Source organism: Vibrio genomosp. F6, from assembly GCF_005146325.1.
Taxonomy (GTDB): Bacteria; Pseudomonadota; Gammaproteobacteria; order Enterobacterales; family Vibrionaceae; genus Vibrio; species Vibrio cortegadensis.
Window position 1 is genome coordinate 87,294 of the sequence record NZ_SYUT01000022.1, and the last position, 14,508, is coordinate 101,801.

10 protein-coding genes are annotated in these 14,508 nt (G+C 41.7%); 4 read left to right on the forward strand and 6 right to left on the reverse strand.

All coding sequences use genetic code 11. The annotated features are described in order from the left end of the window. Positions 1-107: 107 nt before the first annotated feature. On the forward strand, positions 108-779 hold the full coding sequence (locus tag FCV43_RS08340; RefSeq protein WP_136994859.1) for a type 1 glutamine amidotransferase domain-containing protein: 672 nt from the start codon (positions 108-110) through the stop codon (positions 777-779). 96 nt (positions 780-875) lie between these two features. On the opposite strand, the gene yghU is transcribed toward FCV43_RS08340, so the two are convergent. Then, entirely contained in the window at positions 876-1,733 is an 858-nt protein-coding gene (gene yghU / locus FCV43_RS08345; RefSeq protein WP_136994861.1) for a glutathione-dependent disulfide-bond oxidoreductase, read from the reverse strand. 288 nt (positions 1,734-2,021) lie between these two features. On the opposite strand from yghU, the gene FCV43_RS08350 reads away from it, so the two are divergent. Then, positions 2,022-2,825, forward strand: a complete 804-nt coding sequence (locus FCV43_RS08350; RefSeq protein WP_136994863.1) for a Cof-type HAD-IIB family hydrolase — start codon at positions 2,022-2,024, stop codon at positions 2,823-2,825. A 339-nt stretch (positions 2,826-3,164) separates the two neighbouring features. Here the strand turns inward: FCV43_RS08350 and FCV43_RS08355 are convergent, their stop codons facing one another. Then, a complete protein-coding gene (locus tag FCV43_RS08355) occupies positions 3,165-4,460 on the reverse strand; it encodes a carbohydrate porin (RefSeq protein WP_017054791.1) in 1,296 nt (431 codons plus the stop codon). Between the two features lie 796 nt (positions 4,461-5,256). On the opposite strand from FCV43_RS08355, the gene FCV43_RS08360 reads away from it, so the two are divergent. Further along, complete coding sequence (locus FCV43_RS08360) at positions 5,257-6,159, forward strand: MalM family protein (protein ID WP_136994865.1); 903 nt, start codon at positions 5,257-5,259, stop codon at positions 6,157-6,159. Positions 6,160-6,253: 94 nt separating this feature from the next. Here FCV43_RS08360 and FCV43_RS08365 read toward each other — a convergent pair whose 3' ends face one another. From FCV43_RS08365 to FCV43_RS08380, 4 genes are all read right to left on the reverse strand, one after another. Next, positions 6,254-7,858, reverse strand: a complete 1,605-nt coding sequence (locus FCV43_RS08365) for a glycoside hydrolase family 16 protein (RefSeq protein ID WP_136994867.1) — start codon at positions 7,856-7,858, stop codon at positions 6,254-6,256. Positions 7,859-8,149: 291 nt separating this feature from the next. Next, the gene (locus tag FCV43_RS08370; protein ID WP_240697141.1) at positions 8,150-9,172 is read right to left on the reverse strand and encodes a glycoside hydrolase family 16 protein; all 1,023 of its coding nucleotides are present in this window, start codon (positions 9,170-9,172) and stop codon (positions 8,150-8,152) included. A gap of 82 nt (positions 9,173-9,254) precedes the next feature. After that, positions 9,255-11,105: a hypothetical protein gene (locus FCV43_RS08375; protein ID WP_136994871.1), complete on the reverse strand. Its 1,851-nt coding sequence runs from the start codon at positions 11,103-11,105 to the stop codon at positions 9,255-9,257. 113 nt (positions 11,106-11,218) lie between these two features. Next, complete coding sequence (locus FCV43_RS08380; RefSeq protein WP_136994873.1) at positions 11,219-12,976, reverse strand: hypothetical protein; 1,758 nt, start codon at positions 12,974-12,976, stop codon at positions 11,219-11,221. 411 nt (positions 12,977-13,387) lie between these two features. Between FCV43_RS08380 and FCV43_RS08385 the strand changes: the two genes are divergently transcribed. Beyond that, positions 13,388-14,383, forward strand: coding sequence for a LacI family DNA-binding transcriptional regulator (locus tag FCV43_RS08385; RefSeq protein ID WP_113797119.1), 996 nt, complete (start codon positions 13,388-13,390; stop codon positions 14,381-14,383). Positions 14,384-14,508: the final 125 nt, after the last annotated feature.

Here is a 14,508-nt window from a genome sequence, read left to right on the forward strand (position 1 = left end):
CTCATCTTTGCTATATAGCAATAATATTTTGCCAATTATCGGTATTATCAGCCAGATGGTTTTGAATTAATATCTTTTTCGAACTCAAAGCATTCAAGGAAGCCATAATGAAAAAGATTCTAATTCCAGTAACGAACCATGCCACTCTAGGCGAAACAGACCAAGCTAACGGTACTTATTCACCTGAGATCACTCACGTCATTCACGAGCTGACCGCTGCTGGCTTTGAATACGATATAGCATCAATTGAAGGTGGAAAAGCGCCACTCTACGGTACTGATATCGAAGGCGATCAGATAAACAGCAATGTATTATCGGATGATGATTTCCAGAATCGAATCAATAACAGCATTCCAGTATCGCAAATCAATATTGATGACTATGACGCTGTTTTCTACCCTGGTGGTTTTGGGCTGCTATCTGACCTTTCAACGAATGTGAGTTTTGCTCAACTGGCAGCGAAACATTACGAGAGTGGTGGCATTATCGCTGCTGTATGTCATGGCCCAGCAGCATTACTTCCAATTACATTGAGTAATGGTGACAGCCTACTTGCTTCTAAATCGGTAACGGGATTCACACGTGAAGAAGAGATCGACTTTGGTACGATTGATGACATCCCATTCCTGCTTGAAGAGTCACTTTCTCGTAAAGCGGTTCGCTTCAGTAAAGTACAACCTTGGCATGAGCTAGTGATCGTTGATGAGCGAGTAATTACGGGCCAAAATCCAACTAGTGCTCATGGTGTTGGTAAAGCGTTAGTCACTGCACTATCGTAAACATATTGTCGATGAGAGTTTAAAAGCATTTTAAAGTGAAGATGTGCTTCCAATTCGGTAGCACATCTTTTCATTACTCTTTTACCAGCCGTCAGTTTAAGAGCGCAGGGCTAGTACTTTATCTATATCTTCAGCACTATGACGCTCTGGCACTTGCTCCCACTCTTCGCCCCAAGAGCGATTAATGGTACGTCCGCGCTGTAAGCCTTCTCTCTTCTCAAGCATTTTCGCCCAACGAACAACGTTAGTATAAGAGTCTACTTGTAAGAACTCAGCCGCATCATAAATATTGCCCAATACCAAGTTGCCATACCACGGCCAAATGCCCATATCAGCAATACTGTACTCTTCACCCGCAACATAAGTAGTTTTAGCCAGTTGTTTGTCTAACACATCTAATTGACGCTTCACTTCCATTGAAAAACGATTGATTGGGTACTCTAACTTTTCATCGGCGTAAGAATAAAAATGACCAAAACCACCACCTAATAGCGGGGCTGAACCTTGAACCCAAAACAACCAATTAAACACTTGGGTTCTCGCACTGCCCTCTTTTGGCAAGAAATGGCCAAACTTCTCAGCCAGATGAACAAGGATAGATGCAGATTCAAATACATTAACGTCTTCATCGCCTGATTTATCCAGTAGTGCTGGGATTTTTGAGTTAGGATTAACACCAACAAAGCCCGATGAGAACTGATCGCCCTCGCCAATATTAATCAGATAGGCATCGTATTCCGCCTCAGTAATTCCGAGTGCTAACAACTCTTCTAATAGAATCGTAACTTTTTGACCATTAGGTGTGCCAAGAGAGTAAAGCTGCAAAGCGTGCTTCCCTACAGGTAAATCTTGTTCATGCCTTGCACCTGATACTGGGCTGTTTATGTTCGCCCATTTATTACCGCCACTTGAATCATTTACCCAGATTTTAGGTGGTGTGTATTCATTAGCCATTCTATTTTCCTTTTCTATTTTGGGGCTGACATACCAAGATATTGGGTCAGGTTTTTAAGTTCAAAGGTTAGCTCTTGTTTTTAGTTAGAATCTTTGGTTATTAAATGGACTCAGGGGATATAAGTGAGCTATTTATGATGAAAATTACAGCGACAAACGCTAAGATACGCGCACTTTAGCAATATGCTCGCCTATATCATTAGTTCAACTATAGACGAGAGATCGAATGTTTTTAAATTCCTCCATCGACATCAATTGCCAACCAAATTTAGCCTTATGAGAATCTCAATGCCACAGACTACGATTAAATTCATTGCTGCCGATATGGACGGCACTTTACTTGATGAAAATAGCCAATTAAATCCGGACTTTTTCCCGCTTTATCAGCAATTAGAGCAAAATAATATTATCTTTGCCGCTGCATCTGGTCGTCAGTATTACAGCCTAATGGAAACGTTCGCACCGCTTAAAGATCGCATGATGTTTATTGCTGAAAATGGCACATTAGTGATGCATCAGGGTAAGGAACTTTATAGCTGCACCATCGAGAAAGAGATCATTCACGAGATCCTCAAACAAGCTCGACTCGTTGAAGGTGCCCACATTGTACTTTGTGGTAAGAAGTCCGCTTATATTGAAACACAAGACACGAAAGCACGCGCTGAAATCTGTAAGTATTACCATCGCTGTGAAATCGTTGATGACCTTCTATCTATCGAAGATGAATTTGTTAAAGTGGCAATTTGTCATTTTGATGGTTCAGCTGAACACGTTCATCCTCTGATCAATGAGAAGTTTGGTGACAGCCAACAAGTCGTGATCAGTGCAAAAATTTGGCTGGATGTGATGAATCCAGCAGCATCAAAAGGCGCTGCAATTAAACACCTACAAAACGAGTTAGGTTTTAGTTATGAAGAGACGATGAGCTTTGGCGACTACTTCAACGATGTTGAAATGCTGCAAGCAAGTTACCACTCTTATGCGATGGCAAATGCACATGAAGGCGTAAAAAAACACGCACGATTCAGCGCACCAAGTAACCGTGAAGCGGGTGTGCTTCAAGTACTGAATGCATTAATAGATAAGCAGTAAGAGATAAGCATTAATGTAGCTGAAAACAGCAGATCTTAGGTTTGTTATTCATTACACAATACGAACAAAAAAGCCGCTTCAACTGAAGCGGCTTATGAGTATTTCAAGAGACTTTGTCGGCTATAACCTGAGGCTAGACAGGCTAAATAAATTGTATCTCTTTAAATCTCACTGCAATATAAATAAGCCTTATGCCACGGCACTGTTAAGTGCTTACCTATTGCAAATTAGAATACCAAACTTATAAGTCGTCCGATTTACATGTTTGGCTAAGCATGCCATCGCCCCCGACAGGCATGCTTAAAGGCAATCTCTCCCATTACCTTACTACACAGGTGCTTACCACCACATGTCAGCTTGAATACCAACAAGTAGGTCAGCCTTATCACGATCCGAACCATCTAGGTAAGTGGCTAAGAAACGAATCTCTGGAGCAGGTCCCATCCCTGTAGGAACGATAACCGTTGGTGCAATCGTTAACTTGTAGTTAGTTTGATCATCACCAACACCGTTTGAATCTTCCCACTTGTTGTATTGGTAACCCGCTTCAGTCGCAATAAAGAAATTCTTAGCAACAGGAAATGAAGGACGGATCATCGCTGATGCCCAGCTATCTTTGCCGCCATTATCCATGTCGTTATATTGACCTTGAATCGAGTGGAAGATACTCACACCATTTTCGAAGAAGTAGCCACCCCATACAAGTGCACGGGCTGATACATCACCACTTTCTACTTTTTTCATTTTGGCTGGACTTTCTAGCGCTCCATTACCTGGTTTCCACGCGTTGTACGTTGTTAACGTACCACCAAGCAGTTGACCTGAACCTAGACCTTGACCAGCTTGTGCAATATATTTAGTAAAACCTTTGTCTGATAAGCCAAATACTGAATCTGAATGCACGATAGCCGTCATTTCAAAACCGTTACTCGCATATTTTGTTGCGGTGCCACCATTATCAACGTAGTTATCTGGTAAATATTTACCCATGGCATGTAATTCTACGCCGTCAAAATCTACGCCAACATGGATGGCATGCATTACATTGTTATCATCTGTGCCCCAGAAACCGCCTTCTGCATTATCTGATGCTACGTACGCAAAATCCCACTTATTGCCGCCAAGTTCCATACCTTCGATACCCACACCTGTACCAGACATATCAGTGTAGAAAAAGTCAGTCATAAAGATGTAGTTGTCTTTACCGTAAAAACGCTTACCACCCCATAACGTGCCAGTGTCAGTCACGCCATCAAGCTCAACAAATGTTTCCACTAAACCAATATCACCAAACGCAGCGTCAGCACTGGTGCTAAGCTGGTTTTTACCTGCTGATCCCGCATTGTCGGCACCTACGCGTGTTTTAATGCGGATCTTTTGGCCATCATCATTTTCAAAGTTTTTTTGTAGAGCAAGTTCAAAGTGATTATCTGATTCAAGACCTAAACGACCTAGACGCTCTTTTGATGCAGGGAATTTTGCACGTTTGTAATCATCGTTTTTGCTGTAAAGCGCACCTGCACGGAAATAACCGTGAAATTCAAATCCATCTGATTTTTCAGCATAAACAGCAGGGGCAGCAGATAAACCAGCTGTGGCGACCAAACAAGCAAGGGTAAGCTTAGAAAGTTTCATATTAACTCCATGTCCAAATTTTGCCTTCAAAAGAAAGCGCTTTCTTTTATATTTATAAAAAAACCAATCTCTCTGATTAGCTAAAAGTGAGGAAAGAAGTTTTCACTGCCCTGCACTTACTAAAATTGTTGGTATTGGCTGTTTAATTAGTACAAACGAAGTATAAATCGATCAAAGGATAGAAAACTGTGATCCTTCACACCAAAGAAAGCGCTTTCATGGTTATGGGTCACATTTTAAACTTTAACTATAAAATCAAGTCGGTATTTACCTTGTCATTCACTTAGGTTGTGAAACTTAAAAGGGCATATTCTCTATAAAAATACTTTAAACTCGCTTACCTCGAATTTAAAGACTCACTGAATAAGTGGAAGGCTGACCATAAGAACCACTGACCATCTTTTACTATCTAACTCCTTAACTATCGACTTTTGTACACAGAAAAATTTAATCCTATCAACAAAAAATAAATTAACTCACTGTTATGAAAGGCAATTATTTAATTGTATTTTTCACCCACCTAATGTTCAACGCCATGCCAACATTAACGTTACAATACAAAAAGCCGAGTAAACAGCTCTAAAACACAGGAGAACCACTCATAATCCGTAAAAATGATGGACACGACTAGGCTACGTTTAGATTTTACATCAACTCCTAATCACTGGAGTAGAGCAAACCAGAGCCACTATAGATAAGTTAATCATAATTAGCCTTTCGTCACTTAAATTGAAAGCGCTTTCTTATATTATCTATTAATAACGACATACAGTTGCGACAATAAACGTGAGGACTCATGAAAAATGTAATCATAGTACCAGCAATACTTGCGCTTTCCGCTTGTACAACAACCACAAATTCACCAGCGAGCTTTTACGTCACCGCTCCCGGTGTAGAAGAACTAAAAAGTGATGAACATTGCTGCTCTCAATTAAATACCATTCATTACCAACCCGTCACACAAAATGGTGAACACCGACTCAGCATTGCACTCACGAGTCCTAAAGTGGTGTTCAAATCTGGTCGTTCATTTGTCGAAGGCATTCAACTGCCTGCATCGCTTACCCCTATCTCCTTTTCTGTTCATTCCAATATAACGACCTCAGCTTTTGTGCCTTCAATACTCATTCTTGACGATCAATACCAACCTTTAGATGTCATTGACGAACAATCAATTCACTATCAAGCGCAAGGTCTATTAAACAGTGCACGATACACAGGCGACATTGAATTAAACCAGCGTTACAAAAATGGAAAATCACCCGCTTACTTAGTGGTGTTTACAACAAAAGAAGCAATAGAGACTGAGTCTCCAGTTGGTGAACCAAGTGATATGGCTATGCGTTCAGGAGATATACAAGCCAATATCGCGCACAACACCGAGTACTCAATTCCGCACTCAGCCATTGGCAATGTTTCTTTTACTTTCAACTTCGAAGCGCTTGCTACCCCTGCGTCTGAAGAGTTAAGAGAAGAACGAATAAATGACACCGTCACGAAGAAAGACGCCTTAGCGACACCCCATCAAACCGCAGAAAGTGAGGAGAATGTTTATACTGAACTCGTGGAAAACGCGGTGAAATCAGGAAACTTCTCAACGGCCCTTGCTTATGTTGAAGAGTCTGAACGACTAGCCATTTCGGGTGTGAGAGCAACTTTCATTCAAGCAATGAAGCAGTATGAAGAGGCCGATAACTAAGAAACCAGACAAAATTCAGTCCATTAATAATCATAAAAAATGCCGCTTTTCGCGGCATTTTTTATTCGTTAATCTAAACGTTTCAACCTATGCTTTACGGTTTTTCAAAACGAATATTATCCAGCTTAAACGTCATCGCACCTTGTGGCTCTAGCACCAATAAGTTGCTAATAGCAGCAGGATCGGCTTGATTACCACCAGCAAAACGATTATCGCTATCTAGAATATCAGCTATAGCAATACGCACTTCACCCCATTGGCCAACAGCGGGTAATGGGACAGTGACATCACTCGTTTTCGGCCAGCCACTGTCCATTTTAACCAGTAGCTCAGTACCTTCACCCATGTTTTCGACTTTCAAATCAAAAACTAAAACGCCTGTTGCTTTCCAGTGTGTAACATCCGTGACTGGCGAGCGGAAATAGACATTACCACCACCATTTTTCTTAGTGATCTCAAGTACAGTCCCTCTATCGGCCTCTTCTACTTCTTGGTGCTCGACAATATCAAGAGGATCATAACTTGCGTAAGCTAAGCTGCTATTTAAGCTATCTGAAAAAATATTTAGCACAGGACCATCAGCGTAACTATCATCCATTGCTAAAATTTCAGGCGCTTGATGGCCTTTCACGAGTGCAGCTTGATCAGAACGTCCTGCACAGCCTTTCCCTTTCCAACGGTCATTTTTACAACGATATACTTTTACGGAATCAACAAGCATGGTTTTTGGAAATGAATCCGGATCAATACCTTTGCTGTTTGCATTAGCTGACCACGAGCCACCTACTGCTAGGTTAAGTAATAAATGGAATTTCTCATCGAACGGAGCGGCACCTTTTGCATTGGAGAGTACGCCCTCTTCTGCCTCATATTGACTGTACCAACCTTCTTGGGTTTGAGTGGCGTAATGAATATTATCGACATACCACCGAATCTCTCCCTCTTCCCACTCTATAGCATAAGTATGGAAATCATCGGCAGGGTTAATCCCATTAGGTAACGATGCTCCTTGACCGCTATACACATTGTCTGGCCATTTTTTTCCATAGTGCAAACTGCCATAAACGCGGTTTTCTAAATCACCCGATTTTGCTCCTGGTGCATCAGACTGCGTTTTTAAATTCACCGCTTCCATGATATCGATTTCACCAGATGCGGCCCAAGTGCCATATTTATTTTCTGTGGGTAGCATCCAAATCGCAGGCCATGTTCCTTGACCAGATGGCAGCTTCGCTCTTATTTCAAAACGACCATATTTACTGTCTCGTTTATTCAGTGTGCGTAACCTTGCCGAGGTATAAGGGAGGGTTTTGGTCGCCCCACCCGCTTTACCTTCCGGGTTATCAGGCCCAGTAAAACTCTGTTTCTTAGCGACAATATGAAGGAATCCATCTTGTACGAATGCGTTATCAGCTCTTTTGGTGTAACACTGCTGCTCGTTGTTGCCCCCACCCCAACAATTTTCTTCTAATGACCAGTTTCGTTTATTGATCGTGTCACCTTCAAACTCATCCTGCCAAACTAATTGCCAATCACTGCTTGGTACAACAGGCATTTCAACTAAACTGACGGGCTTTTGAGTTTGGACAAGATCGGTATTTCCATCCACAGCATCGTCGGTACTAGCACAACCTGAAAGCAACACTAATGTGGCAATGGAACTTAGAACAGCGGTGGATTGATTGGGTAAATATCGCATTACAACTCCTTGTTATTATTCTCTTTAGCGCTCTTTTATCTATAAACCAAAAAGAAAGCGCTATCTTATATTTCAGAAAATCTAATTGTAAAAATCCATGTAAGGGCAAGATATAAACCTTCAGCCCTTGAATAAAGGTAGTTAAGCTTATATAAACATATTCAATGAAAAAGCGATGACGATCATAAAAAGAAAGCGCTTTCTTTTTATGGTTCACATATTCAAAAAAATAATACGCACTCACATGAATTGGAAAATGCGCTACAGAAAGTAACACTCATCGATTCATGTCTAACCTTTACGTCCAGAAAAGCCGTCTCGTCTTCGCCAAGTATTCATCAATAACAAGCTGACAATCATCCATATCGAACTGCTCCCAGCCGAACTTCCTGCATTACTAGGTGGCGTATCACCTCCTGTGTCATCACTGCTATCATCGGCAACACTCGTAGATTCATTGCAGTATTGTTCGTCATTTATGGACGTCATTTTGCAGTGCGCAATATAATCCACTTCCATAGTCACCTGTTGTAAATTGGGATCGATCACTCCTCCTAGCATCCCGCCCATTGCGACATTAAGCAGTGCAAACATCGGCTCTTGATACTGAGTACAACTCCTTAAATCTTGGCTAACAACCAAATGATCATCGATAAAGAAATCGATCTTATTAACGCTCCACTCCATGGCGTAGCTATGCCAATCAAGCACATCCTGAGCACCATTTAGGTATGTGTAGCGATATTCACTGCCACAGCCGGATGTATTAAAAAAGTTGGTGATGTAAGAACTAGGCTGATTCGAAAACCACTCCCATACATCAATCTCTCCCGCGCCTGCGCTTGGCCAATGTGAAAAATCGTTATCACCTTTGTTTGGCTGCTGCGCAATTCGATTTTCCAGCAACCAAAATGCAGGCCAAGATCCCGCTTCTAAATTATGAAAACGGATCCTTGATTCAATTCGACCATATTGAAATTCTTGCTTATCTTTTGAATTTAAACGACCAGACGTCCACGTTTTTTGTTGCCCACCAAGCGTGGCGCAATTCTGGGTTTTCTTACGAGCAATAATTTTTAGTGTGCCATCCGATACATCGTAATTCCGAGCATCTGAATAATCATCATCGGTATAACATTGTACTTCATTGTTATAATTGGCTTTTGTTTGTGCGGTCCAGTTGTCCCAGTTCACCCCGTCGCCATCAAATTTATCGATCCATTGCACTTCCCAGCCAGCAAAGGCTGGAGCGGTAAATAGAAAGGAAGTACTGACTATAAGCCAAATTTTTTTTGAACATAAAATAGAGAGCATTGGCATCATCCACTGATTCAGTTTTTTATGCAGATATAGATAATGGCAGTGAGAGCCACTGCCATTGATTTAGTGACATTGATTACTTTTGATAAACCACATTACGAACGTCTACGATACCGCCATCAATATCGGTAGTTCCGCTGAAATAGAGTAAAGAAGTCACATCGGTAAAGTCAGGGCTTCCATTCATCAGCTCTGACACCGGAATAGAATGACTTACCCACTCGTTAGTGATTAAGCGGTCATCTTGATTAAACGTTACGCCATTATTGGTTTGTGGACGCGCATCGTTTCCATATAAACCGGTTTGGAATCCAATCACAACCTTTGAAGATGTGGTTCCTTTAATATCAAAATTGAGAGTTCCATTTTCAAACCCAACGAGGTTATCACCCGCTTGGCCTGATAAGACTAAACCAGCCCCCCAGCCCCAACCTTTAGCCACACCTGCCGTAGGTGGTGTTGTTAATGTCAATACACCATCCACTTCTCCAAGGAAGGCGGTATCTTCCCAAGCAACAGCTTCTAAGCCCGCTCGTAAGTTCCCATCGACGAATACAGTAAAGTCATTTCCAACAGGTGGCTCACCAGCAACGGGTTTAGGATTTGGAGCGTGAACACGGTCTAGCACCGTTTGCTCTATACCGCCTTGGCTTTTCACTATCTCTAGCCCAGCACGAGTTAAACCATTAAATGCTCCCGCATCCACTTGATCCCAAATCGCAAATTTTGCATTGCCGTTAATATCAATTAAACCGAAGTGTTTTTCAGAATCACCCGTGTTGTTTGCATCACCTTTCCACGGCTCATCAAACGCTTGGAAGAAGAATAGCGATGCGCCAAATTCATCAGACCATGTTCGCATTAAATCATTAAACGCTTTTTGCTTATATTCATCTGCGGCCTTAGAACCTTCATCACCATACATAACGTTAGTTTCTGACGCCCAACCCGTCTCACCAATGTGAATTTGCTTTACTACACCTTGGCTGGCTAAATAATCTTGAGCGGGTTTTATTTGTGACAACAGGTTCTCTTTGGCACGTAGCATCGCGGCGTCAACTTGCTCAAGAATACTTAAGTCTTGTTCACTTTCAGGCACCAACCAAAAAGCGTTAGCGTAGTGAGTATCGTGGAAAGGGTAAGAGTGGAGAGACACGTAATCAACGGCTTGAACTAAAGCCGCGAGATCCGGATGATCGTAATCCCCTTGTCCTGACCATGATGCAAAATTATCTGAACTTGTTACCCATACATCTGCTGGAATTTCACCTTGAGCTTTTTTCTCTTGCAGTGTGTTCACATGTTCGAGAATGATTGTTGGTGTTACGTGATAACCCGCCCAATGCACCATCGCTTCATTACCGACAGCAAGCACTTTAATAATCTCTGGGTAATCATTTACCATCTCCACAGCTTTGGCAACTTCAAGATAGTTCGCAGGGTTATTCTGGGTTGGATCTGGTGCTTGATCTGTCCACGAATTCAATGCATCAATCCAAATACCAAGCATTACGTACATTTCAAACGTTTCGTCTTCAGCCATTAACTCATCAATCGCAATAAGTAAATTGGCGGTATCACTAAAACCTTGAGTGTTATACGTGCGTAGTAATTTGAAGCCCATCGCTTCCATAAGAAGTAGATCTTCTTTTATTTCAGCGACAGTTGGAACATTCGCTTCAGTACGCTCTGTTGTTCTAAATGCGCCGTATGAAATGGCTGGGTAGTCTGAGTTACCCAACAATACATCACCATTTTTCGCTGTTGGAAAGTTTCCTGTTGGTGCAGGCTGAGCGGAGAGTACTGTGTTTCCATCAGAACCATTTTGTCCATCACTATCATTGCTATTGCTATCACTTCCGCACGCAACGAGTAACATCGAAAGTCCAGCTAAAAAGATGGCCTTTAAAGAGAATTTATTCATCATAATTTCATCATCATTTTTTAATGGATTGCTGCATCAACCAAGTTTGGTCGATGTACAGCGAGATAAGTAAGCACTAACATTTACGCCAGCGCTCATTTTCTATGTACTCGTGATTACTTGCCGCTAAAAACGACATTATCGAAATACATCACAGTATCTGCGTCTCTTTCATTGAAATCAGGGAAGATCACTACCTCGGAGATCGCTTCCGGTACATAGTCAAACTCTGGATGTTTGCTAAAGTCAAAAGTAAGCTCTTCCCACTCCCCAACTTTGGTGTTGGTCACATGAATCTCAGCTCCCCACTGTGAAACTGTCGCTAACTTTAATGCGACAGGGCTAATTTTATCTTTGTAAACCATCACCTTAATCAAGTGATTAGTAGTATCTAATGAGAATGAATCCACTGACTTCGTCACACTACCTGCCCATGGAGCACCATCAGCACGCGCTGTAATTTTAGCCACCGTATTCGATACATTTAGTCCATTAGTGTCTGGGTTATCGACAAATACCAACGCCGGATTATCTGCATTTTCAAAGACTTCCCATGTCAGCGTCTTATCTTCGAAGTTAATCCCTTCTGCAATCGTCGTCGTCGCACCATCACCACTGATTGGAGAGCCAGGCTCTACTGGAGGGTCGACAGGATCGACAGGTGGGTCAACAGGATCTATCGGAGGGGTTATGTCTGAAAGTTCCACAAAGGTAACATCATCCCAATAGAACTCTTGGTCTTCGCTAGGTGATGTACCAAAATCAAAAAAGACCGACTTTTTATCGTAGGTAAAATTTGGATTTAAATCTGGCGTTCCACCTGTATGCTTGGTGAAATCAAACGTTATCTTCTCCCATTTTTGAACGGCTTTAGTCTGAGTCAGCGCTTCAACAAAATGCTCCTGATTGTTTGAATCTTCTACTTTAAAGAGTACGGGAACGCCTGCTTTTGGCGAGTAAACCCATAGTGACACTTTACTTCTCGTCTCGGTAAGCGAGAGTACAGCAGTATCCCCTAATGTCGTCCCTGCCCATGTTTCAGCCCCTGCAAGTTTGGTCGTTTTTACTACGGTATCTTTAGTGCTTACGATTTGCTGGTTGAGAGATTGCTGACTAACCGCTTGCACACTAGGGTTAGTCGCATTCAACTCGGTCGTAGTTCCACCAAAATCTGTCATTGCGAGATCTAAAGACAATTTATCACCAAGGTCTGGCGTAGGAACAGTTGGCACTACAGGTGCATCACTTTCCACAAACTTAACATTATCAACACGATAAACAGCACCTTCTCCAGCCCCCCATGCTGGATAAATCAGTACATTATCAATACTTGATAGGTCTAAACCTTGATTAGCTAAATCGACCAAATCAAACGAAACATGCTGCCAAGTATTTAATACAGGTTGTGTAATAGCTAATTCAACCTCTTCTCCTGTTGCTCCATTTTGTACTCCACCATTACTCTCCAGTTTTACACTCCAATTCACTTGACCAGGGCTACTCATCATCTTGAAATCAAACGTTAACTTACCGTTCACCGACATAGCGCTCACATCAAGTGGGCCGGCATCAGAACTTCGAGTAAAACCAAGAACTGTTGGTTGAGCATGAACTGAAAACTCAGTAACAATGCCATAACTATCGTTTTCTACTGGGTTGGTAGGTGTTGTTCCACCGCAGCAATCCCAGGCAGGCCAGTTAACATTCACACTATCGTTAAAAATGACGAAATCGGTGCCCACAGTAGGAGTATCTGGAGTCGACGGGTCCGTTGGGGATGAGCCTTCCACAGTGTCATCACTGCAGCCTGAAATTGCGATTGCTAACGCCGTCATGACTAACGTTTTGTTAAGCTTCCATTTTTTTACTCTCATGTAGATATGTCCTTCATCATATTTTTATATATTTTGTTGAATCCAACAAAAGAAAGCGCTTTCTTTAATTTGTTAGATATGCATTTATAAATAATGAAAAAACTGATACAAAATAAGCACGAATATTAAACTAGTGTTTAAATACCAGTAAGTTATCATTAGCAATTATTCTATAGCGACGATTTAGAGCAAAATGTGACCAAACACGACAAGCAAGCGCTTTCTTTATGTGCAGATCACATTTCACTCAGTCAAATAGGTTTACTTTAGGTTACCGAAGAGGACAATCATCGTTAAGCGTTACCCAGTTCAGAATTTTCGTAGAATGATCATCAGATCACTATGCTCTTTCTCGTCTCGAAGGTAACATAGGCTTAGTTTCACTCCTTGCAGGATATAAGGGCATTCCCATTGATCACCATTAAAGAAGTCTCTGAACTGGCTCAAGTTTCTCAGTCCACCGTCTCCAGAGCGTTAAATGAGCATCCAACAGTAAAAGAAGCCAATCGAAAAAAAGTATTCGATGCGATCGAACAGCTTGGCTATAAACCTAATGCGTTTGCACAAGCGTTGGCTTCAAGTCGCTCAAATAGCGTTGGTATGCTTGTGGGATCTTTGGATGGCCCTTTCTATGGCCCTTTAATGCACATGGCTGAAGATACGGTTCGAAAAAGCAATATTCATTTGATAGTGACAAGTGGACAAGAATCAAAAACGAAAGAGTTAGATTCAATTCGATTCCTACAGTCAAAACAAGTGGATGGATTGATCATTCACTCCGACCAACTCACCGATGATGAACTGATCCAAATTGCTCAAAAAAGTGAAAGTACGATTATCCTCAACCGCTATATACCTGAAATTTCAGATCGCTGTATTTACATTGATAATGAACTGGGTGGATATTTGGCAACGAAACATCTACTTGAACATGGCCACACCAAAGTTGCCTGTATTACTGGTCAAATGAGCAAAGTAGATAGCCGAGATCGCCTACAGGGTTATAGAAATGCCTTGTCTGAATTTTCTATCCGTTATGATGCAAGCTTAATTGTTGAAGGTCGTTTTGATCATCAAGGGAACCATGAAGCTGCTCGTCGTTTATTAGATAGAGATCCGGAGATCAGCGCCATCTTTTGCCAGAACGATAATATAGCGCTAGCGGTTTATGACGTTGCGTCCGAGCGCCACTTAAAAATTGGAGAGGACATCGCGGTGGTTGGGTTTGATAACGACACCCATAGCCAACATATTCGCCCACGCCTAACAACGGTTAACTTCCCTGTCCATGAAATGGGAGTAGAAGCGGCTAAAGGTGTTCTTTCTCTTATCAATAAGCAGACTTACCCACTGAAGCACAAACTAACACCTGAACTGGTCATTCGAGATTCCGTTAATCAAAAATAATCCACAACTCGATCATTGCCATCAAAATCATATTAGTGGATTGAAAAAATAAGACGAAAGCAAAGACAAAAATGAACAAATAAAAAGGGTCCTAAGTATTATCTTAGGACCCTTTTTTAACTCAA